The organism is Amycolatopsis sp. EV170708-02-1 (assembly GCF_022479115.1).
GTDB lineage: Bacteria > Actinomycetota > Actinomycetes > Mycobacteriales > Pseudonocardiaceae > Amycolatopsis.
Window position 1 is genome coordinate 706,194 of record NZ_CP092497.1, and the last position, 22,493, is coordinate 728,686.

The 22,493-nt window shown below is 71.1% G+C and carries 18 protein-coding genes and 1 pseudogene; 2 read left to right on the forward strand and 17 right to left on the reverse strand.

Going from position 1 to position 22,493, the window contains the following annotated elements; all coding sequences use genetic code 11:
• Positions 1–39: 39 nt before the first annotated feature.
• Positions 40–1,155: a serine hydrolase gene (locus tag MJQ72_RS02975; RefSeq protein ID WP_240597432.1), complete on the forward strand. Its 1,116-nt coding sequence runs from the start codon at positions 40–42 to the stop codon at positions 1,153–1,155.
• On the opposite strand, the gene MJQ72_RS02980 is transcribed toward MJQ72_RS02975, so the two are convergent.
• From MJQ72_RS02980 to ggt, 4 genes are all read right to left on the reverse strand, one after another.
• Entirely contained in the window at positions 1,152–1,658 is a 507-nt protein-coding gene (locus MJQ72_RS02980) for a flavoprotein (protein ID WP_240597433.1), read from the reverse strand. The two genes, MJQ72_RS02975 and MJQ72_RS02980, sit on opposite strands and share 4 nt — an antisense overlap.
• Entirely contained in the window at positions 1,655–3,097 is a 1,443-nt protein-coding gene (locus tag MJQ72_RS02985) for an RsmB/NOP family class I SAM-dependent RNA methyltransferase (protein ID WP_240597434.1), read from the reverse strand. The genes MJQ72_RS02980 and MJQ72_RS02985 overlap by 4 nt, the downstream gene beginning before the upstream one ends.
• Positions 3,094–4,020: a methionyl-tRNA formyltransferase gene (gene fmt, locus MJQ72_RS02990; protein WP_016333112.1), complete on the reverse strand. Its 927-nt coding sequence runs from the start codon at positions 4,018–4,020 to the stop codon at positions 3,094–3,096. The genes MJQ72_RS02985 and fmt overlap by 4 nt, the downstream gene beginning before the upstream one ends.
• A 181-nt stretch (positions 4,021–4,201) precedes the next feature.
• Positions 4,202–6,013 carry a gamma-glutamyltransferase gene (gene ggt / locus MJQ72_RS02995; RefSeq protein WP_240597435.1) on the reverse strand — a complete coding sequence of 604 codons (1,812 nt, stop codon included), beginning with the start codon at positions 6,011–6,013 and terminating at the stop codon, positions 4,202–4,204.
• Positions 6,014–6,110: 97 nt separating this feature from the next.
• On the opposite strand from ggt, the gene MJQ72_RS03000 reads away from it, so the two are divergent.
• Positions 6,111–7,490, forward strand: a complete 1,380-nt coding sequence (locus tag MJQ72_RS03000; RefSeq protein WP_240597436.1) for a hypothetical protein — start codon at positions 6,111–6,113, stop codon at positions 7,488–7,490.
• A 76-nt stretch (positions 7,491–7,566) separates the two neighbouring features.
• Here the strand turns inward: MJQ72_RS03000 and MJQ72_RS03005 are convergent, their stop codons facing one another.
• The 13 genes and pseudogenes from MJQ72_RS03005 to pyrR all read right to left on the reverse strand — a co-directional run bounded on the left by MJQ72_RS03005 (position 7,567) and on the right by pyrR (position 22,354).
• On the reverse strand, positions 7,567–9,657 hold the full coding sequence (locus tag MJQ72_RS03005) for a primosomal protein N' (protein WP_240597437.1): 2,091 nt from the start codon (positions 9,655–9,657) through the stop codon (positions 7,567–7,569).
• A 238-nt stretch (positions 9,658–9,895) separates the two neighbouring features.
• Complete coding sequence (metK, locus tag MJQ72_RS03010; RefSeq protein ID WP_240601239.1) at positions 9,896–11,098, reverse strand: methionine adenosyltransferase; 1,203 nt, start codon at positions 11,096–11,098, stop codon at positions 9,896–9,898.
• Positions 11,099–11,194: 96 nt separating this feature from the next.
• A complete protein-coding gene (gene coaBC / locus MJQ72_RS03015; RefSeq protein WP_240597438.1) occupies positions 11,195–12,415 on the reverse strand; it encodes a bifunctional phosphopantothenoylcysteine decarboxylase/phosphopantothenate--cysteine ligase CoaBC in 1,221 nt (406 codons plus the stop codon).
• On the reverse strand, positions 12,408–12,677 hold the full coding sequence (rpoZ, locus tag MJQ72_RS03020; protein ID WP_005152353.1) for a DNA-directed RNA polymerase subunit omega: 270 nt from the start codon (positions 12,675–12,677) through the stop codon (positions 12,408–12,410). Before rpoZ ends, coaBC begins: the two co-directional genes overlap by 8 nt.
• Positions 12,674–13,330, reverse strand: a complete 657-nt coding sequence (gene gmk, locus MJQ72_RS03025; protein ID WP_240597439.1) for a guanylate kinase — start codon at positions 13,328–13,330, stop codon at positions 12,674–12,676. Before gmk ends, rpoZ begins: the two co-directional genes overlap by 4 nt.
• Complete coding sequence (mihF, locus tag MJQ72_RS03030) at positions 13,327–13,644, reverse strand: integration host factor, actinobacterial type (protein ID WP_003096398.1); 318 nt, start codon at positions 13,642–13,644, stop codon at positions 13,327–13,329. The genes gmk and mihF overlap by 4 nt, the downstream gene beginning before the upstream one ends.
• A gap of 107 nt (positions 13,645–13,751) precedes the next feature.
• Positions 13,752–14,591 (reverse strand): orotidine-5'-phosphate decarboxylase, encoded by an 840-nt coding sequence (gene pyrF, locus MJQ72_RS03035; RefSeq protein ID WP_240597440.1) that lies wholly within the window; start codon positions 14,589–14,591, stop codon positions 13,752–13,754.
• A pseudogene (gene carB, locus MJQ72_RS03040) lies at positions 14,588–17,901 on the reverse strand (carbamoyl-phosphate synthase large subunit). Before carB ends, pyrF begins: the two are co-directional and overlap by 4 nt.
• A complete protein-coding gene (gene carA / locus MJQ72_RS03045; protein WP_240597441.1) occupies positions 17,901–19,034 on the reverse strand; it encodes a glutamine-hydrolyzing carbamoyl-phosphate synthase small subunit in 1,134 nt (377 codons plus the stop codon). The pseudogene carB and the gene carA overlap by 1 nt, the downstream one beginning before the upstream one ends.
• A complete protein-coding gene (locus MJQ72_RS03050; RefSeq protein ID WP_240597442.1) occupies positions 19,034–19,543 on the reverse strand; it encodes a transporter in 510 nt (169 codons plus the stop codon). Before MJQ72_RS03050 ends, carA begins: the two co-directional genes overlap by 1 nt.
• Positions 19,540–20,832 (reverse strand): dihydroorotase, encoded by a 1,293-nt coding sequence (locus MJQ72_RS03055; RefSeq protein ID WP_240597443.1) that lies wholly within the window; start codon positions 20,830–20,832, stop codon positions 19,540–19,542. Before MJQ72_RS03055 ends, MJQ72_RS03050 begins: the two co-directional genes overlap by 4 nt.
• A complete protein-coding gene (locus MJQ72_RS03060; RefSeq protein ID WP_016333100.1) occupies positions 20,829–21,761 on the reverse strand; it encodes an aspartate carbamoyltransferase catalytic subunit in 933 nt (310 codons plus the stop codon). Before MJQ72_RS03060 ends, MJQ72_RS03055 begins: the two co-directional genes overlap by 4 nt.
• Positions 21,758–22,354 carry a bifunctional pyr operon transcriptional regulator/uracil phosphoribosyltransferase PyrR gene (pyrR, locus tag MJQ72_RS03065; RefSeq protein ID WP_240597444.1) on the reverse strand — a complete coding sequence of 199 codons (597 nt, stop codon included), beginning with the start codon at positions 22,352–22,354 and terminating at the stop codon, positions 21,758–21,760. The genes MJQ72_RS03060 and pyrR overlap by 4 nt, the downstream gene beginning before the upstream one ends.
• Positions 22,355–22,493 lie beyond the last annotated feature (139 nt).

Consider the following 22,493-nt stretch of genomic DNA (forward strand, 5'->3'; position numbering starts at 1 on the left):
CCCATGGTCACCGCACGCACCCGTCTCTAGCTTGGATTCATGCGAAAATCCTTGCCAGGCAAGAAGATCATCGCCGTCGGTTCACTGGTCGCACTGCTCGCCGCGACGACCGCCACGCCGGCCCTCGCCGCGACCCATCCGCGGGACGAAGTCGACAAAGCGCTGAAGACGCTGGTGCAGGACGGCGTCCCCGGCGCGCAGGCGACCGTGACCAGCCGGTCCGGGCGGACGTGGTCGGAGCGCGAAGGCGTCGGGAACGTCGAGACCGGGACACCGTTCCCGCACGGCTCGAAGTTCCGGGCGGCCAGCATCACCAAGACCTTCGTCGCCGTCGTGGTCCTTCAGCTGGTCGCCGAGGGGAAGGTGCGGCTGGACACTCCGATCGAGGAGTACCTGCCCGGTCTCGTCCGCGGGAACGGCAACGACGGCACCAAGATCACCGTGCGGCAGCTGCTGCAGCACACCAGCGGGATCTACAACTACCTCCGCGACCTCGACCTCGAAGAGTGGCGCCATCGCGGCGCCGAACCGGAGGAGCTGGTCGCGATCGGTCTCGCGCATCCACCGCTGTTCGCCCCCGGCACGAGCTGGTCGTACTCCAACACGAACTACATCATCGCCGGGATGCTGATCGAGAAGCTCACCGGTCGTTCCGTCGCCGGCGAGATCCGGAGCAGGATCACCGGACCGCTGGGCCTGCGTGACACCTCTCTGCCGTCGCGCGGCGACGAAAGCCTGCCGTATCCGCACGCCAGGGGCTACGGGCCCGGCCCCACCGACTACACCGAATTCGATCCCTCGGCCGCCGGTGCCTCCGGCGGGCTCATCTCGACCGGCGCGGACCTGAACCGGTTCTACGGCGCGCTCGTCGACGGCCGTCTCCTGCCGCGCGCGCAGCTGGCGGAAATGCAGCGGACCGTTCCGGCGCCCGTCGGGCTCCCCGGCGCGGAGTACGGCCTCGGGATCGCGTCCGTCCCGCTGTCGTGCGGCGGCAGGTTCTGGGGGCACGGCGGGAACATCGTCGGCTACGCGAACCTGTCCGGCGCCGTCCCGCACGGCAGGCGGGTGAACGTCGTGGTGAACCTGAATCCCGCGCCGCCCAAGGTGGCCGACGACCTCGCCAAGGCGCTGGACACCGGGTTCTGCGCCCGCTAGGCCGACGGCAGCAGGTCCAGCACGGAGGTCCACGAGGCCTCCGGGCTGAGCCTCGTGGTGGTGACCCCGGCCGAGGCGAGCGTGTCGAGATGGCGTCGCCACGCCGGATGGTGGATCCGTGTGTCCTGGATCTGGTAACCCAGCACGATCGTGATGCCCGGTGTGCCGAGGACGTCGCCCAGCAGGGTCAGCGCCTGGTTGTCGGCGATGCCCAGCGCCAGTTTCGCCACGGAGTTGGCGGACGCGGGCGCGAACAGGAACACCGTCGGGTCCGGATGTGGGCGGGGTTCGCCCGGCAGCCGGGATGTGCTGCGGACCGGCAGCTCGGTGCACTTTTCGAGGTCACCGAGCCCGCCGGTCGTCTCCAGCCAGCGGGCCGCGGTGGGGGTCAGCGTGATCGCGAGCTCCCAGCCGCGGTCCGCGGCCGGTTTCGCGAGCTGCGCGGCGAACCGGGTGTCCAGTCCGCCGCACGAGCTCGCGACCAGGCCGAGGACCCTGCTCACCTGGCGGAGTCCGGCTTCCGCAGGACGGCGCAGAACATCGCGTCCGTGCCGTGGCGGTGCGGCCACAGCTGGACGTACGGGCCGTTGCCGAGCTGCGGGACACCGGGGAAGAACTCCCGCGCGTCGACGATCTGGGCACCGGCGCGGCGCGCGGTCTCCCCCACGACGCCTTCGGTCTCGGCCAGATGCGGCGAGCAGACGACGTAGGTGACGATGCCGCCGGGCCGGACCAGGTCCAGTGCCGCGGTGATCAGCTGGCCCTGCAGTTTCGTCAGGTCCGCGATGTCGCTGGGCTGACGGCGCCAGCGTGCCTCGGGGCGGCGCCGCAGCGAGCCGAGACCGCTGCACGGCGCGTCGACGAGGACGCGGTCGTAGCCCGGTTCGAGACCGGTCTCGCGGCCGTCGGCGACGTGCACGGTCACCGGCAGGTCCTGGACGGCCTTTTCGATCAGCTTCGCCCGGTGCGGCGCCTTCTCGACGGCGTCGACGGTGGCGCCGGCGGCCACCGCCAGCGCGCCGAGCAGCGCCGCCTTGCCGCCCGGACCGGCGCACAGGTCCAGCCACCGCACGTCGGAGCCGGAGCCGGAGAGCGGGACCCTCGTGACGGCGTAGGCGCAGAGCTGGCTGCCCTCGTCCTGCACCGCGGCCAGCTTTTCCTTGATCGGCTCGAGGTCTCCGGGGTCGCCGGAACCCGCGGGCAGCCGGACGCCGTAGGGCGAGTACGGCGCGACGTCGCCACCGGTGATGGCGGCCAGTTCCTCGGCGCTGATCTCGCCGGGCCGGGCGACCAGGTGGACGTCGGGGCGGTCGTCGTCGGCCTCCAGTGCCGCCTTCAGCTCCGCGCCCTTGTCCCCCAAGGCTTCCGCGAACGACCGCGCGACCCAGCGCGGATGCGCCGTCCGCAGGGCGTAGGCGCCGATCGGGTCGGCGGCCTCGTCGGGCGCCAGTTCGTTCAGCCAGGTCTCTTCGTCCTTTTCGGACACCGAGCGCAGTACGGCGTTCACGAAACCCGCGATCCAGGAACCGACTTCGGCGCGGACGAGGTCCACAGTGGACCCGACGGCGGCGTGCTGGGGGATGCGGGTGCGCAACAGCTGATAGGCGCCGAGGCGGAGCCCGTCCAGCACGATGGCGTCGACCTTCTCCAGCGGGCGATCCAGGCAGGCCGCGATGACGGCGTCCAGCATGCCGACCGCGCGGCAGGTGCCGTAGGTCAGTTCGGTGGCCAGCGCGGCGTCGCGGCCGGAGATCCGGCGGTTGCGCAGCAGCTGCGGCAGCACCAGGTTCGCGTACGCGTCGTCCTCGCGGACCGCGCGCAGGACGTCGAAGGCGACCTGACGAGCCGGGTCGATCTGCGGCGGGCGGCTCGGCCCTTCCTTGCGCGGGGCCGGACGGCCTCGCTGCGGCCTCGACGGCCGGCGTTCCCTACGCTCGTTCACTGCAGGCGCTCTCCTTGTTCGATCCTCGTACCGCGCGCCCAGTCGGTGGCCGCCATCCGCTTCTTCCCCTGCGCCTGCACCTCGCCCAGCCGCACCGGCTTCGACGCCGTGCCGACCAGGACCCGCTTGCGCTCCACGACCAGTTCGCCGGGCGGGGGCCCCGGCTCGTCGACGATCGTCACCGGACCGAGTTTCAGCCGCTCGCCCCGGAACTCCGCCCACGCGCCCGGCTCCGGCGTGACCGCGCGGATCTGCCGGTCGACCGCGGCGGCCGGATCGGCGAACGACACCCGCGCGTCCTCGACCGTCACCTTGGGCGCGTAGCTCACGCCGTCGCCGGTCTGCGCGACCGCGCGCAGCGAGCCGTCGGCGATTCCGTCCATCGTGGACACGAGCAGCTTCGCCCCGGACTCCGCCAGCCTGCCGAGCAGTTCCCCGGCGGTGTCGGTGGCGGCGATCTGCTCGGTGACCACGCCGTAGACGGGGCCCGCGTCGAGTTCCTTGACGATGCGGAACGTCGAGGCGCCGGTGATCTCGTCCCCGGCGCGGATCGCGGCCTGGACCGGCGCGGCGCCGCGCCACGCGGGCAGCAGCGAGAAGTGCAGGTTGACCCAGCCGTGCGCCGGGATGTCCAGCGCGGCCTGGGGCAGCAATGCCCCGTACGCGACCACCGGGCACGCGTCGGGCGCGATCTCCGCGAGCCGGGCGAGGAACGCGGGGTCGCTCGCCTTCGGCGGGGTCAGCACCTCGATCCCGTGCTCGTCGGCCAGCGCGCCGATCGGCGACCGGACGACCCGGCGGCCGCGGCCTGCCTGCGCGTCCGGCCGGGTCACGACGGCGACGACCTCGTGCTGCTCGGACGCGAGGAGCGCGCGCAGCGACGGGACCGCGGGTTCGGGGGTGCCGGCGAAGACGAGGCGCATCAACGCACCTCCGCCGGGGGGACGGGTACCTCTGACTGGGCGAACATCGCCGCTCAGTCTAGAAGGACCCCACCGCCGGGGCGCGCTCGCTCCACTCGTGGGGGCTGAAGGACGCTTTCCCCGCATGTCATGTGGGGAAAGCGCCCTTCACCGCGTGGGATGCGGGGAAAGCGTCCTTCAGCTACCTGGGCGGCCAGGGCAGCACGACGGCCGCCGAGCCACCACCCCGGCGCGTGGGTTCGGCGGCCGCGAGCCACCGGCCGTCCTTCAGCCGCTCGACGCCGGTCGCCGCCCCGATCTCCCCTGGTGACGTCGAGAAGCCCTGTCCCTTGGCCTTCAGCGCCTTGAGCACCTCGGTCTGGTCCAGGAACGCCTGCTCCACCTGCGCGGCCGCGGAGTTCCGCTGTGAGGCGCGCGGTTCCGCGATCGCGTCGACCAGCTTCAGCCCGCGGTCGATGCGGCCGGTCAGGATCTGCAGCACCGTGGTGATGATCGACGCGCCACCGGGCGAGCCGACGGCGAGGAACGGCTTGCCATGATCGAGCACGATGGTCGGCGCCATCGACGAACGCGGCCGCTTCGCCGGGCCCGGCAGGTTCGGGTCGGGCACGCCCGGCGTCACCGGGGTGAAGGAGAAGTCGGTCAGTTCGTTGTTGAGCAGGAACCCGCGGCCCGGCACGACGATGCCGCTGCCGCCCTCCTGCTCGATGGTCAGCGTGTAGGCGACGACGTTGCCCCACCGGTCGGCGACCGTGAGGTGTGTGGTGTTCTCGCCCTCGTACGGCGTCGGCGCGGGGTTCGTCCCGGCCACGCACGGCGTGGGCTTACGCGGGTCGGCCGGCGCGACCGGGCTGGTCCCGGCTTTCGCGGGGTCGATCAGGCACGCGCGGCTGTCGGCGAACTTCTGGCTGATCAGTTGCTTCGCCGGGACGTCGACGAAGGCCGGGTCGCCGATCCACCGGTTGCGGTCGGCGAAGGCGTACCGGGTCGACTCCAGGAAGTAGTGCAGGTAGTCGGCCTTCTCCAGCTTCGAGAGCTTCGTGTTCTCGAGGATGTTCAGCGCCTCGCCGACGGTCAGCCCGCCGGACGACGGCGCGGGCATGCCGTACACGTCGAGGCCGCGGTACTGGGTCTTGGTCGGCTTCCGCTCGACCACGCGGTACTTGGCGAGGTCGGCCGCGGTCATGTCGCCGGGGCGCACCTTCAGCGTCGAGGCGGGGTCGACCGGCGGCTTCCGCACCGTGTCGACGACGTCCGCGCCGATCTGGCCGCGGTACAGCACGTCGGTGCCCTTCGCGGCGAGCTGCGCGTACGTGCCCGCGAGATCGGGGTTCTTGAACGTCGTTCCGACCGCGGGCGGGGCGCCGCCGGGCAGGTACAGCGACCGGGTGGACGGGAACGCCGAGAAGCGGGCGGCGTTGTTCGCGATCTGGGTGTTGAAGGTCTGGTCGACGGTGAAACCCTTGCGGGCGAGGTCTTCGGCGGGCTTGACCGCCTTCGCCAGCGACTTGGTCCCCCACTTGCGCAGGGCTTCGTCCCAGGTGGCGGGTGTGCCGGGCACGCCGACGCCCAGTCCGCTCGTGACGGCCTCGGCGAACGGGATCGCCTTGCCGTTCTCGACGAAGAGGTTCTCGTTCGCCGTCGACGGCGCGGTCTCGCGGCCGTCGAGGGTGTGCACCTTACCGGAGCGCGCATCGTAGTAGACGAAGAAGCCGCCACCGCCGAATCCGGCGGAGAACGGGTCGGTGACGCCGAGCGCGGCCGCTGTCGCGACCGCGGCGTCGACGGCGTTGCCGCCCTCGCGCAGGATCTTCGTGCCGATCGCGGTCGCGTCCGCGTCGATGCTCGACACCGCGCCCAGATAGCCGACGGCGGTCGGCGACTTGGGTGTCGGTGGTGCCGCGGCCGCGGTACCCGGCGCGGCGGTGCCGACCAGGACGGCGATCGCGGTGACTGCGGTGATGCGTACCGGAATGCTTCTGTGCGCGGCCATGGCGCGAGTCTGCCCCGCCTGTCCACCCCGGACAAGACCCGCCGAGACCTGCGAACGTCGGTGGTGCGGCCAGGCCCGGCTGAGAAGAATGCGGTCCATGAAGACTCCCGGCAGGCGGTGGGGCGTGTTCCTCCCGCTGCTCATCGCTCTTCCCGTCCTCGCTGTCCCCCGTGTCGCGCAGGCAGAAGGCGCGAGCTCCTGCTTCGACGGCTCCGCCGCGATCACCGTCGAGGAGAAGCGGCTCACCGCGACCATGCCTTCGGGTGGCCCGGCGGTCGGCCCGGAACTCGTCCGGCTCGCCGGATTCGACAAGCTCGTCTCCGACTTCACGGCGCGTCTCTGCGCCACGAAGACCGCTTTGCGGGCCGAGAAGCTCGCCGAGACGGCTGGTGAGGGGCTCTGGCGCACCGCGGTCGACCGCGCGCAGGGCCGCCGTCCGGACCTCGGCGGGCTCGACAAGGCCGACGACCGGCCGCTCTATTGGGCCCGCCTCCAGATGAGCAAGGCGTTGCGGCAGTGGACGCCGCGTTTCCCGCTGTCCGCGCCCGCCCGCGCGGAGCTGCTGAAGACGTTCGACTTCGGCGCGCGAGGACTCGACGACTCCCGCTTCCCCTCCGGCCCGAAGCTGCGCAGGGTGTTAGTGAGCGGTTTCGACCCGTTCACCCTCAACGGCGCGGGCGTCCGCATCGCGAACCCGTCGGGCGCGGCGGCACTGCATCTCGACGGCAAGACGATCCAGACGCCGACCGGGCCCGCGCTGGTGCAGGCGGTGTCGTTCCCGGTGGTGTGGAGCTACTTCGACGCCGGCATCGTGGAAGCCGCCTACGGCAAGGCGTTCCAGGACCGTTTCCGCCGCCCGGAGCTGATCATGACGATCAGCCAGGGCCGTCCCGGCCGGTTCGACATCGAGCGGTGGGCCGGTGCCTGGCGCGGCGGTTCGCCGGACAACCTCGACGAGCCCGTCCGCGGCCAGGTCCCGCCCGCCGATGGCTGGCCGCAGCCGGACGTCCAGTTCATCGAGACCACGCTGCCGTACGAAAAGATGCTCGCCGCGCCCGCCGGGGCGTATCAGGTGCTGTACAACCAGGCTTTCTGTGTCTGGCCGGACAGCACGAAGCCGGGCACGGGAACCGCGGTGTGCCGGACGGACGCGCCGAAACCCGGTGAGGTCGCCGCCTCCGGGGGCGGCGGCAACTATCTCAGCAACGAGTCCATGTATCGCAGCAACCGGCTCCGGACGGGGCTCGGCCTGGACGGGATCGCGGGCGGGCATCTGCACACGCCCGTCCTCGGCACGCCCGCCGATCCGTCGGCGCTGACCGACGCCGATTTCGAGGCGCGGCGGGCGGCGATCACTTCGCAGATCGTCACCCTGCTCACGGCGGCCCTCAGCGGCTCCGCCACGAAGGCCGCTTCGCCCGCTCCGGGCGCTTCGGCTCGCGCCGACGTCCTCTCCACCCCCGGCACCACCCTCTGACCCCGCGCATTCAGTCCTCTGGATGCGGTGGTTCGACACCGAACTACCGCATCCAGAGGACGAAACGCGGGGCGCGCTAGATGAGCTCCAGCGGGTCCAGCTGGATCCGGATGGGCTCGGACGCCTTGCGCGCGTCCCGGCGGGCGGCCGCGGCGTGGACGGCGGCGGCGAGCGCCTTCCCGTCCGGGCGCGCGACGCGCACCAGTGCCCGCTCCCGTTCGGCGTTGCCGTCCTCGTCGACGTCGCCGAGCGGCACCGGGCCCAGTACCTCGCCGGTTTCCGGGAGGGCCAGGTCGTCGAGCAGTCCGGCGACCGCGTCCGGCGTGCCTTCGATACTCGCCATCCGCATCGCGGGCGGGAACCCGAGCTCGCGCCGCTCGGCCAGTTCGAGGCTCGCGTGCCAGCCCGGGTCCCAGCGCACCAGCGCCTGCACCACCGCGAGGCCCGCTTCCGCGCCGACGAACACGCGACCGCCTTCGGTCCCCGGCCGCACCAGGGCCGCCGCCGCCATCCACCGGCGCAGGGTCTCCTCCCCCGCGCGCAGGTCTTGCCGGCCCAGCAGCGCCCAGCCGTCCAGCAGCAGCGCCGCGCCGTAGCCGCCTTCCGCGACCGGCTCGGCGCCCGGCGTGCACACCACCAGCGCCGGTTTCCCGGGCACCGAAGCCAGAACCTCCGTCGCGCCCGAGGTCCGCACGGGGAATCCGGAGAAAGCGCGGCCCAGCTCCTCCGCGGTGCGCTTCGACCCGACGACGACCGCCCGCAGCCGCACCGAACCGCAAGCCGCGCAATGGAAGTTCGTCTCGGGGACGCCGCACCACCGGCAGGCGGGCGGCCTCGGCGCGCCGTCGATCAGCCCGCCCGGCAGGGAAAGCGGGCCGGCGCACCGGCGGCAGTGCGCTGAGGTCCGGCAGTTGCCGCACGCGAGCCCCGGGACGTACCCGCGACGCGGAACCTGCACCAGCACGGGGAATCCGCCGGCCAGCGACTGCCGCGCCGCCTCGAAGGCGACCGACGGGAGCCGCGCGGCCTTGGCCGCTTCGTCCCGGGCGACGTCGAAGTCCTCGCCGACCGGCGTGACCCGCGGCGCCGCCGCCCGCAGTTCCGGCCGGGCGGCCACGAGGGGCTGCGCCCAGCCCGATTCCACGAGGAACTGCGCTTCCGCGGTGCGCGCGAAACCCGCGACGAGCATCGAGCCCTTCGCGGCGTGCGCGCGGTCCATCAGCACGTCGCGGACGTGCGGATACGGCGCGTGCTGGTCGAGGTGGACGTCGTCGCCGTCGTCCCACACCACGAACAGGCCGGGATCGGCGACCGGCGCGAACATCGCCGCGCGCGTGCCGACGACGACGCGCACCGCGCCACGCAGCACCGCGAGCCACCGGCGGTACCGCTCGGCAGGCCCCAGCCCGGCGATCAGCGCGACCACGGAATCGGCGCCCAGCAAGGAAACGCACGCGTCGTGCAGCCGGGTCAGGTCACGATGGTCGGGAACGACCATGACGACGCCCCGGCCCGCGGAAGCCGCGACGGCCGCCGCTTCGGCGAGACGGCGCGGCCAGGCCTCCCCCGGCAGCGCCTGCCAGACCGCGTTGGCCGGACGCCGTTCCGCGACGGCCTCCAGGAACGCCGGACCGCTCTGATACCTCTCCCAGGCGGTGGTTTCGGGCGGTTCCGGCGTCGGCGCGGGCTCGGCGGGTGGCTCGCCCTCGACCTTCGCGTGCCGGGACGGAATCGCGAGCCGCAGGACGTCGCTGAGCGTGCCGCCGTAGCGGTCCGCGACGGATCGGCAGAGCTTGAGCAGCGCCGGGGGCAGCACGGGCTCGCTGGAGGTCACTCTGTCGATGTACGCGAGCTTCCCGGTGAACTCCGTGGTGTCGGCGCGCTCGACGAGGTACCCGTCGACGAGCTGGCCCGCGAACCGGACCCGCACCCGGCAGCCGGGGACGGCGGTTTCGTGCAGTTTCTCGGGGATCCGGTAGTCGAAGGTGCGGTCGAGGTGGGTGAGCGGGATGTCCACGACGATCCGCGCGACCGGGTTCTCGGGCGCGGGGTTCTGCGCTCCGCGCCGGCTGGCCGTTTTCGCGCGCGCCGGTTTGGCCTTCCGCGCCGGCTCGGCCTTCGGCTCCGGAAGGTCCCACAGCGGGGTCGGTTCGGGACTGCTGCTCACCCGGTGATCTCTACCAGACTCCCCCGTCACCGGCCGTACCGCGTGGCCGGGGTGACCGAACCCGGAACTCGCGTGCTTGAAGCCGGAACTCGCGTGCTTGGAGACGTAACTCGCGTATGTCGCCTCCAAGCACGCGAGTTACGTCTCCAAGCACGCGAGTTACGCCCTGGGGCACACGCCGTGAGGGCCTCCTTCCCTACCCTCAAGGTAGGCAAGGAGGCCCTCACGGAACGGCGGATCAGGCGCCCGCGGCCGACTTCAGGTCCGCGGCCCGCGCCGTGCTCTCCCACGGGAGCGACAGCTCAGGACGGCCGAAGTGGCCGTACGCGGCCGTCGGCGCGTAGATCGGGCGAAGCAGGTCGAGGTCGCGGATGATCGCGGCCGGGCGCAGGTCGAAGACCTCCGTGATGGCGGCCTGGATCTTCGTCGGGTCGACCGTCTCGGTGCCGAAGGTCTCGACGAAGAGGCCCACCGGGGCCGCCTTGCCGATCGCGTACGCGACCTGGACCTCGGCGCGGGCGGCGAGCCCGGCGGCGACGACGTTCTTCGCCACCCAGCGCATCGCGTACGCGGCCGAGCGGTCCACCTTGGAGGGGTCCTTGCCCGAGAACGCGCCGCCACCGTGGCGGGCCATGCCGCCGTAGGTGTCGACGATGATCTTGCGGCCGGTCAGGCCCGCGTCGCCCATCGGGCCGCCGATGACGAAGCGGCCGGTCGGGTTGACCAGCAGCCGCACGTCGGAGGTGTCGAGCCCGAGCTCGGCGATCTCCGGGGCGACCACGTGCTCACGGACGTCGACGCCGAGCATCTGCTCCAGGTCGATGCCGTCCGCGTGCTGGGTGGACACGACCACCGTGTCGAGCCGCACCGGCTGGTCGCCGGCGTACTCGATGGTGACCTGGGTCTTGCCGTCCGGGCGCAGGTACGGCAGCACGCCTTCCTTGCGGACCCGGGTCAGCCGCTGCGAGAGCCGGTGCGCCAGCGCGATCGGCAGCGGCATCAGCTCGGGGGTGTCCGAGCAGGCGTAGCCGAACATCAGGCCCTGGTCGCCCGCGCCCTGGCGGTTGATCTCGTCCTCGTCGGATTCCACACGGGATTCGTATGCGGTGTCGACGCCCTGCGCGATGTCCGGCGACTGGGAGCCGATCGCGACGTTGACGCCGCACGAGTTGCCGTCGAAGCCCTTGGCCGAGGAGTCGTAGCCGATCTTCAGGATCACGTCGCGGACGATGGTCGGGATGTCCGCGTAGGCCTCAGTGGTCACCTCGCCGGCGACGTGCACCTGCCCGGTGGTGATGAGGGTTTCGACGGCCACCCGGCTGCGCGGGTCCTTGGCCAGCAGGCCGTCCAGGATCGAGTCGCTGATGGCATCGCAAATTTTGTCGGGATGACCCTCAGTCACCGATTCCGATGTGAACAGTCTGCTCGTGGACGCGGTCACGGTGCCCGTCACTCCCTCACCTAGACGTCTGATGCCTAGAAAGTTAGGCACCCCTCAGCTCGAACTCAAGCCTACTGACTATCGCTTTGGGGGCTCTCAACGCTTCATCAAGGTCACAACAGCATCCCACAATGTGGACGCCAGTTCGGCCTTGGCGCCGAGCGGGATCGGGATTTCGGTGCCGTCGGCCCCGAGCAGCCAGCCCGAGTTGTCCTCGGTCCCGAAGGCCTTCCCTTCACCGACGGCGTTCACCACCAGCAGATCCGCGCCCTTGCGCTTGAGTTTGACCCGGGCGTGGTCGAGGACGCCACCCTTATCGTCCCCTGTTTCGGCGGCGAACCCGACGACCACCTGCCCCTGGGCGCGATTCCGCACCAGCTCGGCCAGGATGTCCGCGTTGCGGGCGAGCTCGACGACGGGATCCGGCGTGTCGTCGGACTTCTTGATCTTGTGGTCGGCCCGGTTCGACGGCCGGAAGTCGGCGACGGCGGCGGCCATCACGAGCACGTCGGCGGAGGCCGCCTCGGCGTGCATGGCCTGGCGCAGCTCCTCGGCGGTCGACACGTGGACGACCTTCGCGCCCGCGGGCTCCGGCAGCGCGACTGTGTGCGCGGTGACCAGGGTGACCTCGGCGCCACGCTGGGCGGCGACGCGTGCCAGCGCGTACCCCTGTTTGCCCGACGAGCGGTTGCCCAGATACCGGACCGGGTCCAGCGGTTCACGGGTGCCGCCCGCGGAGATCGCCACGCGCACGCCTTCGAGGTCGCGCGGGAGGGCGTTCGGCACGGCGAGCAGGAGCCGGGCGAGGTCGACGATCTCGGCGGGGTCGGCGAGCCGTCCCTTGCCGGTGTCGGCGCCGGTGAGCCTGCCGGCGGCGGGTTCGGCGACGATCAGGCCGCGCGAACGCAGCAGCGCCACGTTGTCGCGGGTGGCCGGGTGCTCCCACATCTCGGTGTGCATCGCCGGGAAGAAGGCGACCGGGCACCGGGCGGTGAGCAGGGTGTTCGTCAGCAGATCGTCCGCGATGCCGTGCGCGGCCTTGGCGAGCAGGTTCGCCGTGGCGGGCACGACGATCACCAGGTCGGCTTCCTTGCCGACGCGGACGTGCTGGACCTCGGGCACTTCGGTGAACACGCCGGTGTGCACCGGGTTCCCGGAGAGTGCCTCGAAGGTGGCCGCGCCGACGAAGTTCAGCGCGGCTTCGGTGGGGACCACGCGGACGTCGTGACCGGATTCGGTCAGTCCGCGCAGGACCTCACAGGCCTTGTAGGCGGCGATCCCGCCACCTACGCCCAGTACGACGCGAGGCTTATTCACCCTCGGTGTGCTCGAGCAGGCCGCCGTGGATCTCGCGCAGGGCGATGGACAGCGGCTTCTCGCGCGGGCCCGGCTCGACCAGCGGGCCGACGTACTCCAGCAGGCCCTCGCCCAGCTGGGCGTAGTAGTCGTTGATCTGGCGAGCGCGCTTGGCCGAGTAGATCACCAGCGCGTACTTCGAGCTGACCTTCTCGAGGAGGTCGTCGATGGGCGGGTTGGTGATGCCTTCGAGCTCTTCGTGCAGCGTGGCCTGAGTCGTCACTCGTGGTGCTCCGAATCTTCGGTAGAGATGTCGCCGGTTATCAAGTTTAGCAACCGCTCGGCGGCCTCTCGCACGTCGGCGTTGACGACGCGCTCGTCGAACTCCCCGGCGGCGGCGAGTTCGCGTTCGGCCTCGGCGAGCCTGGCCTTCACCGCGGCCTGGTTCTCGGTGCCGCGGCCGGTCAGCCTGCCGACCAGTTCTTCCCACGACGGCGGCATCAGCATCACCAGCCGGGCCTCCGGCATCGCCTTGCGGACCTGCCGCGCGCCCTGGAGTTCGATCTCCAGTATCGCGTTGCGGCCTTCGGCTAGCACCCGCTCGACGGGCCCGCGCGGGGTGCCGTAGCAGTTGCCCGCGAACTCGGCGTGTTCGAGCAGTTCGCCGCCGGCGACCATGCGGTCGAACTCGGCCCGGTCGATGAAGTGGTAGTGCTCGCCGTCCACCTCACCCGGCCTCGGCTTCCTGGTGGTCACCGAGACGCTGAAATAGATCTCCGGATCCAGCTTGCGTAGCTCCTTGGCCACGCTCGACTTCCCGACCCCCGAAGGCCCTGAGACGACCGTGAGCCGGTGCCGGGATTCGACTCCCGCCACCGGCTCACCGCCGCGGTCAGCGCCCGGGTTCACCGGGTGGTCCTGACCGGTGCCGCTCACTCGCCGCTGAATTCGGCCAGCAGCGCCTTGCGCTGCCGGTCGCCGAGGCCGCGAAGACGACGGCTGGGTGCGATCTCCAGTCGTTCCATGGTCTGCTGGGCACGGACCTTGCCGACGCCCGGAAGAGCCTCGAGCAGAGCCGAGACCTTCATCTTGCCGAGGACTTCGTTCTCCTCGGCCTGCTTCAACACGTCGACCAGAGTGGTACCGCCCCGCTTCAGCCGCTCCTTCAGCTCAGCACGGATGCGGCGGGCGGCGGCGGCCTTCTCCAGCGCCGCAGCGCGCTGTTCCTCTGTCAGCTGGGGAAGTGCCACGTTTTCCTCCGGTAGTTCTCAAATCTGGGTGGGTGTGGCGACGGTACCCACCCGTTACCTCGGGCCACAATGCGGGGGTGGCTGGTCATGACGGATTCCCGGGCCTGCTATTGGCCTTTTTCCAGGGGACCGAGGGAATCCCGGGTCCGCCGAACGGCCGCACGCAACGCCTCCGGGTCCGGTCCGTTCTTGAGGACGTCACGGGAGGACGCCGGGAGCACACCCGGGAGTCCTGGGCCGAAAAGGCCCCGAAGATCGGCCACGGTGGCTCCCTGGGCCCCGAAACCGGGCGCCAGGATCGGACCGTTCAGCTTGCTCAGGTCGAGCTCCCCCGGCGCGACGGTGGCGCCGACGACGACGCCGATGTCACCCAGGGGGCCGACGCCCGCGTTGTACGCGGCCGCCGTGTCGACGATGTCCTGCGCGACGGTCTTTCCGTTGGGCAGCAAGGCGTTCTGCAATCCCTGCGCCTCCGGGTTGGAGGTGCGCGCGAGGACGATCAGCCCCTTGCCCTGCGCCTGCGCGACGTCGATCGCGGGAGCGAGCGAACCGAACCCGAGGTACGGCGACACCGTGATGGCGTCCGCCTCGAACTCCGCCCCGGACGGCAGGAACGCCGCCGTGTACGCCGCCATCGTCGAACCGATGTCGCCGCGTTTGACGTCCAGCAGGACGAGCGCGCCCGCTTCCCGGCACACCTTCATCGTCTTGGCCAGAACAGCGACCCCAGGAGGCCCGTAGGCCTCGAAAAAGGCCGACTGGGGCTTGATCACCGCGACCTCGGGCGCGAGCGTCTCAGCGGCCGTGAGGGCGAACTTCTCCAAACCGCTCGCGTCCGCGGGGAGACCCCACGCCTGGAGCAACCCGGGATGGGGGTCGATCCCGGCGCAGAGCGGCCCCTTCTCCGCGACCGCCCGCGCCAGCCTCGCCCCGAACCGCTCGCTCATGCCTTGGCCTTCAGCGCCGCCTGCAGGCTCTGCAGCGACCGCACGCCGATGTCGCCCTTGATGACGGCCTCTATCCCGTGCACGGCCGCCGCCGCGCCCTGCACCGTGGTGATGCAGGGGATGTCCCGCGACACCGCGGCGGTGCGGATCTCGTAGCCGTCGATGCGGGGACCGCTGTTGCCGTAAGGGGTGTTGATCACCATCTGCACCTCGCCGCTGAGGATGACGTCGACGACGTTCTGTTCGCCTTCGGCGGAACCCTCGTAGTGCTTGCGCACGACGGTGCAGGCGATCCCGTTGCGCCGCAACACTTCCGCGGTGCCCGACGTGGCGAGGATCTCGAAACCGAGGTCCGCCAGCCGCTTCACCGGGAACACCAGCGAACGCTTGTCGCGGTTGGCGACGGAGACGAACACCTTGCCCGACGTCGGCAGCGAACCGTAGGCACCGGCCTGCGACTTGGCGAACGCCTTGCCGAAGGAGACGTCCACGCCCATGACCTCGCCGGTGGACTTCATCTCCGGGCCGAGCAGCGAGTCGACGCCGTGCCCCTCGGGGGTGCGGAAGCGGTGGAACGGCAGGACCGCCTCCTTGACCGCGACCGGCGAATCGGCGGGCAGGTGACCGCCGTCACCCTCGGCCGGGAGGACACCGGACTCGCGCAGATCCTTGATCGACGAGCCGGTCATGATCAGCGCCGCGGCCTTCGCCAGCGGCACCGCGGTCGCCTTCGACACGAACGGCACCGTCCGCGACGCGCGCGGGTTGGCCTCCAGGACGTACAGGACGTCGTCCTTGAGCGCGTACTGGACGTTCAGGAGCCCACGGACGCCGACGCCGCGCGCGATGGCCTCGGTCGAACGGCGCACCGTCTCGATGTCGGTCCGGCCCAGTGTGATCGGCGGCAGCGCGCACGAGGAGTCGCCGGAGTGGATCCCGGCCTCCTCGATGTGCTCCATGACGCCGCCGAGGAAGAGCTCGTCGCCGTCGAACAGCGCGTCGACGTCGATCTCGATGGCGTCGTCGAGGAACCGGTCCACCAGCACCGGGTGCTCGGGGTGACCTCGGTGGCGCGGTGGATGTACCCGGCGAGGGACTCCTCGTCGTAGACGATCTCCATGCCGCGCCCGCCGAGCACGTAGGACGGCCGCACGAGGACCGGGTAGCCGATCTGGTCGGCGATCCGCTTCGCGCCCTCGAACGAGGTCGCCGTGCCGTACTTCGGCGCGGGCAGCCCGGCGTCGGTGAGGACCTCGCCGAACGCGCCGCGGTCCTCGGCGAGGTGGATCGCGTCCGGGGAGGTGCCGATCACCGGGACACCGGCGTCGGCGAGGCGCTTCGCGAGCGAGAGCGGGGTCTGGCCGCCCAGCTGCACGATCACCCCGGCGACAGTGCCCGACTCCTGCTCCGCGTTGACCACTTCGAGGACGTCCTCGAACGACAGCGGCTCGAAGTAGAGCCGGTCCGAGGTGTCGTAGTCGGTGGAGACGGTCTCGGGGTTGCAGTTGACCATGACGGCCTCGAAACCGGCCTCGCGCAGGGCGATCGCGGCGTGCACGCACGAGTAGTCGAACTCGATGCCCTGCCCGATGCGGTTCGGCCCGGAGCCGAGGATCAGCACCTTCGGCTTCTCGGTCTGCGCGGTGATCTCCGACTGCGCCGCGGGGTCGGTCTCGTAGGCCGAGTAGTGGTACGGCGTCTTGGCCGCGAACTCGGCCGCGCAGGTGTCGACGGTCTTGTACACCGGCCGCACCCCGAGACGGCGGCGCAGCGCGCGGACGCCGTCCTCCCCGGCCAGTTCCGGCCGCAGCGAGGCGATCTGGCGGTCGGAGAGGCCGATCCGCTTGGCGCGCCGCAGCAGCGGCTCGTCGAGGACCTGGGCGTCGCGGACCTCGGCGCCGACCTCGCCGATGAGGGCGATCTGGTCGATGAACCAGGGGTCGATCCCCGAGGCCTCGTGCACCTGCTGGACGGAGGCGCCGAACCGCAGCGCCCGCTCCACCTCGTAGAGACGCCCGTCGTGCGGCGTGCGCAGCGCCTCCAGGACGGACTCCAGCGTCGCGCCCTCGGGGTCGGGGCGGGTCCAGAAGCCGGTGGCCTTGGTGTCGATGGAGCGCAGTGCCTTGCCGAGCGCCTCGGGGAAGCTGCGGCCGAACGACATCGCCTCGCCGACGCTCTTCATGGTGGTGGTGAGTGTCGGGTCCGCGCCGGGGAACTTCTCGAAGGCGAACCGCGGCACCTTCACCACGACGTAGTCCAGCGTCGGCTCGAAGGCCGCCGGGGTCTCGCCGGTGATGTCGTTGCGGATCTCGTCGAGGGTGTAGCCGATGGCGAGCTTCGCGGCGATCTTGGCGATCGGGAACCCGGTCGCCTTCGACGCCAGCGCGCTGGAGCGGGACACGCGCGGGTTCATCTCGATGACGACCATGCGGCCGTCCTCGGGGTTGATCGCGAACTGGATGTTGCAGCCGCCGGTGTCGACGCCGACCTCGCGCAGCACCGCGATGCCGACGTCGCGCATGTGCTGGTACTCGCGGTCGGTCAGGGTCATCGCGGGCGCGACGGTGACCGAGTCGCCGGTGTGCACGCCCATCGCGTCGATGTTCTCGATCGAGCAGACGACCACCACGTTGTCGTGCCGGTCGCGCATGAGCTCGAGTTCGAACTCCTTCCAGCCGAGGACGCTCTCCTCGATGAGCACCTCGGTGACCGGCGACTCGGTGAGCCCGGTGGAGGCGAGACGCTCCAGTTCCTCGTCGGTGTGCGCCATGCCGGAGCCGAGCCCGCCCATGGTGAACGACGGCCGGATGACCACCGGGAGGCCGACCTCGGCGACGGTCGCGCGGACCTCGTCCATGTCGTGGCAGACCCGCGAACGCGGCACCTCGCCGCCGATGGTGCGGACGATGTCCTTGAACTTCTGCCGGTCCTCGCCGCGCTGGATGGCGTCGACGTCGGCGCCGATCAGCTCGACGCCGTACTTTTCGAGCACGCCGCGCTCGTGCAGGGCGACCGCGCAGTTCAGCGCCGTCTGCCCGCCGAGGGTCGCGAGGATCGCGTCGGGGCGTTCCTCGGCGATGACCTTCTCGACGAATTCCGGCGTGACCGGCTCGATGTAGGTGGCGTCGGCGAACTCGGGGTCGGTCATGATGGTCGCCGGGTTCGAGTTCACCAGCGAGACGCGCAGTCCCTCTTCGCGGAGTACGCGGCAGGCCTGGGTGCCGGAGTAGTCGAACTCCGCCGCCTGGCCGATCACGATCGGCCCGGAGCCGATCACCAGCACGTGCTGGATGTCTGTCCTCTTCGGCATTACTTGGCCTTCTCCATCAAAGCGACGAACTCATCGAACAGGGGGGCCGCGTCGTGCGGGCCGGCGGCGGCCTCGGGGTGGTACTGCACCGAGAACGCGGGGACGTCGAACGCGCGGACACCTTCGACGGTGTCGTCGTTCGGGCAGTAGTGCGAGATCTGCGCGGCGCCGAACGGCGACTCGAAGCGCTGGCCCGGCTCGCCTTCGAGGGCGAAACCGTGGTTCTGCGCGGTGATCGCGACCCGTTTGGTGGCCACGTCGATCACCGGGATGTTGATGCCGCGGTGGCCGTAGCGCATCTTGTAGGTGCCCAGCCCCAGCGCGCGGCCGAGGATCTGGTTGCCGAAGCAGATGCCGAACAGCGGGATCTCCCGCTGCAGCACCGATTTCGTCAGCTCGGTGGCGTGCGCGGTGGTCGCCGGGTCTCCGGGACCGTTGGACAGGAACACGCCGTCGGCCTCGACCGCGAGCAGGTCGTCCACAGTGGACGACGAGGGCAGCACGTGCACCTCGATGCCGCGCGCGGCCATCAGGCGCGGGGTGTTGGACTTGATGCCCAGGTCCAGCGCGGCGACACGGAACTTCCGCTCTCCCTGCGCCTCGACGACGTACGTCTGCTTCGTGCTGACCTCGCCGGCGAGGTCAGCACCCTTCATCTGCGGGCTCGCCTGCACCTGCGCGAGCATCTCCTCGTCGGAGCCCAGCGCGTCGCCCGAGAAGACGCCGGACCGCATGGCGCCCTGCTCGCGCAGGTGCCGGGTCAGCGTGCGGGTGTCCACCTCGGAGATCCCGACGACGCCCTGGCGCTCCAGTTCCTCGTCCAGCGTGCGCTTGGAGCGCCAGTTGGACGGGGTGCGCGCGGGGTCGCGGACGACGTAGCCCGAGACCCAGATGCGCGAGGACTCGTCGTCCTCGTCGTTCCAGCCGGTGTTGCCGATCTGCGGCGCGGTCTGGACCACGATCTGCCGGTGGTAGGAGGGGTCGGTCAGCGTCTCCTGGTAGCCGGTCATGCCGGTGCAGAACACCGCCTCACCCAGGCTGCGGCCGCGGGCGCCGTACGCGGAGCCGCGGAAGACCCGGCCGTCCTCCAGGACGAGCGCGGCGGGGGTCCTGGTGCTGTTCGCGGTGCTCATCAGGCACCTCCCTTGATGTCGTTGCGGGTGTCTTGCAAAGCTTCGATCCACTGTGGATAGTCGTCGACGTCGTCGCCGCGGAATCCGGTGTCCAGTTCGACGTCCCCGGCCAGCCAGGTGATGACGAGCAGCGCGTCGATGCCCATCACCTTCCCGGCCATCCCCTTGTCCTTGCGGACGCCGGTGACCGAGGCGCGCGGGATCCAGAAGTCCGGGGCGCCGCCGCGCTCGATGGCGATGCCGTCTTCGTGCAGGCGCCACACCGCGCCGGTGCGCAGGCCGGCGCCGCGCGTGACGACACGGTCCTGCCAGTGCCCGGCGGTCGTCGTGCTGACGTAGAGGCCGGTCGATTCGAGCGACGCCTCGCCGGGCTCCGCGGGGATCTGCGGGAACGGCGGCACCTGGACGCTCTGCGCCCGGGACTTCCGCCGCCAGCCGCGCCACATCAGGAACACGCAGAACAGGAAGAAGGCGAAGACCGCCAGGGTCAGCAGGATCCGGTCACTCATTGCGCGATCTTCCCTTCCCGCGCGGTGATCCGCCCGCGCAGCAACGTCGCCGTCACCACGCCGGGGAGCCGCATTCCTTCGTACGGGGTGTTGGCCGCGATACTCGCGAACTCGGCCCCTCGCACGGTCCATTCGGTGTCCGGGTCCACCAGCGTCAGGTTGGCGGGTTCGCCGACCTCGATCGGGCGGCCGTGGTCGGTCAGGTTGCCGATCTCGGCGGGCCGCTCGCTCATCACCCGCGCGACGCCCCGCCAGTCCAGCAGGCCGGTGCGGACCATGGTCTCGACCACGATCGACAGCGCGGTCTGCAGGCCGAGCATGCCCGGCCGGGCCGAGCTCCACTCGCAGTCCTTGTCCTGGACCGCGTGCGGCGCGTGGTCGGTGGCGACGCAGTCGATGACGCCCTCGGCCAGCGCGGCGCGCAGCTTCTCGGCGTCGGACTCGGTGCGCAGCGGCGGGTTGACCTTGTTGACCGGGTCGTAGGTCGCGAGCCGCTCGTCGGTCAGCAGCAGGTGGTGCGGGGTGACCTCGGCCGAGACCTTGGTGCCGCGGTCCTTGGCCCATTTGAGGATGTCCGCGGTCCCCGAGGTCGAAACGTGGCAGACGTGCAGCCGCGCGTTCGCGTGCTCGGCGAGCAGGCAGTCGCGGGCGACGATCGACTCCTCCGCCGAGGCGGGCCAGCCGGTGTAGCCCAGGCGCGCGGCCTGCTCGCCTTCGTGCGCCTGCGCGCCGACGGTCAGCCGCGGCTCCTCGGCGTGCTGGGCGATGACCACGCCCAGCGCCGTCGAGTACTCCAGCGCGCGGCGCATGAGCAGCGGGTCCGCGACGCAGAGGCCGTCGTCGGAGAACACCTTCACCTGGGCTTCGGATTTCGCCATGGTGCCCAGTTCGGCGAGCTTCTCGCCCTTGAGCCCCACGGTGACCGCGCCGACCGGGTGCACGTCGACCAGCCCGGCCTCCTGCCCGCGCCGCCACACGTGATCCACGATCACCGCGTTGTCGGCCACCGGGTCGGTGTTGGCCATGGCGAACACCGCGGTGTAGCCGCCGAGCGCGGCCGCGGCCGAACCGGTGGCGATGGTCTCGGTGTCCTCGCGGCCGGGTTCGCGCAGGTGGGTGTGGAGGTCGACGAAACCGGGGAGCAGCACCTGGCCGCCCGCGTCGATCACTTCGGCTTCTTCCGGCGCGTCGAGGGAGCCGATGTCGGTGATGACCCCGTCCTCGACGAGCACGTCGACCGGATCGCCCTCGCCGTAGGGTCGGGCGCCCTTGATCAGGACGGTGGTCACGCGGCGGCTCCTTCGCTGGCGAGCAGGTGGTAGAGGACCGCCATGCGCACGTGGACGCCGTTGCGGACCTGTTCGGTGATGGCCGAGGCCGGGGAGTCGGCGACCGCCGAGGCGATCTCCATCCCGCGCAGCATCGGGCCGGGGTGCAGGACGACGGCGTGCTCGGGCAGCAGCTTCATCCGCCGTTCGTTGAGGCCGTACGCGATCGAGTACTCGCGCGCGCTCGGGAAAAAGCCCCCGTGCATCCGCTCGGCCTGGACCCGCAGCATCATGACCGCGTCGAGCGCGGGCAGTTCGGCGTCGAGTTCGTGCGAAACGGTGACCGGCAGGCTCTCCACGCCGGCGGGCAGCAGCGTCGGCGGCGCGACGAGCACCACCTCCGCGCCCAGTGCCGACAGCAGGTGGATGTTCGACCGCGCGACCCGGCTGTGCAGGACGTCGCCGACGATCCCGATGCGGCGGCCCTCGAAGGAACCGAGGCGCTCCCGCAGCGTCGCCGCGTCGAGCAGCGCCTGCGTCGGATGCTCGTGGGTGCCGTCCCCGGCGTTGACGACCGCCGTCCCCGCTTCGGCGAGCCAGCCCGAAAGCCGCTGCGCCGCACCGGACGCGGGGTGCCGGATGATCACGCAGTCGGCGCCGGCCGCGGCCAGCGTCAGCGCGGTGTCCCGCAGCGATTCGCCCTTGTTGACCGAGGAACTGGACGCGGAGACGTTGATCACGTCGGCGCTCATCCACTTCCCCGCGATCTCGAACGAGACGCGGGTGCGGGTGGAGTTCTCGTAGAACAGCGTGATGACGGTGCGGCCGCGCAACGTCGGCAGTTTGCGGACCTCGCGGCCCAGCAAGGTGTGCTTGAGCTCTTCGGCGGTGTCCAGCACGGCTGTCGCGAGCGCCGGGTCGAGCCCGTCGGTGGCGAGCAGGTGCTTCACGATCGATCTCCTTCTGGTTGCGCGCGAAGCAGAACCGTGTCCCGTCCGTCCACTTCGGACAGCAGGACCTCGATCCCCTCGGCGCGCGAGGTGGGCACGTTCTTGCCCACGTAGTCGGCGCGGATCGGCAGTTCGCGGTGGCCGCGGTCGACCAGCACGGCGAGCTGGACCGCGCGCGGGCGGCCGTGGTCGCGCAGGGCGTCGAGGGCGGCACGGATGGTGCGGCCGGAGAACAGCACGTCGTCGACCAGGATCACCACCGCGTCGTCGATACCGGTCGGCGGCAGCTGCGAATGTTCGAGCGCGCGGGGCGGGCGGCGGCGGAGATCATCGCGGTAGAGCGTGATGTCCAGCGCGCCGGTCGGCGGACGGATGCCGGAGAACTCGGCGATCTTGTCCGCGAGCCGCAGGGCGAGCGGGGTTCCCCTGGTGGGGATGCCCAGCAACACGGGCGGGTTCGAGCCACCGGCACCGAGAGCGGTCTTCTCGATGACCTGGTGGGCCATTCGGGCGATCGTGCGCGCGACATCGCCGGACGAGAGCAGCTCGCGCTCTCCCGCCGGTTCCGCCGCGCCACGCGGGCGTGACGACAAGGCGGACCTCCTTCCCCGCCTCTCTGGACGGGTCCTTAAAGGACGTCGACTTCCTGCGTAGCGAGGAAATCTCCCCGACACTAGCAGGAGCGATGGCTCATTCTTACGAGTGGCGCGCCCCAGGTGACGAAGGCCTCTC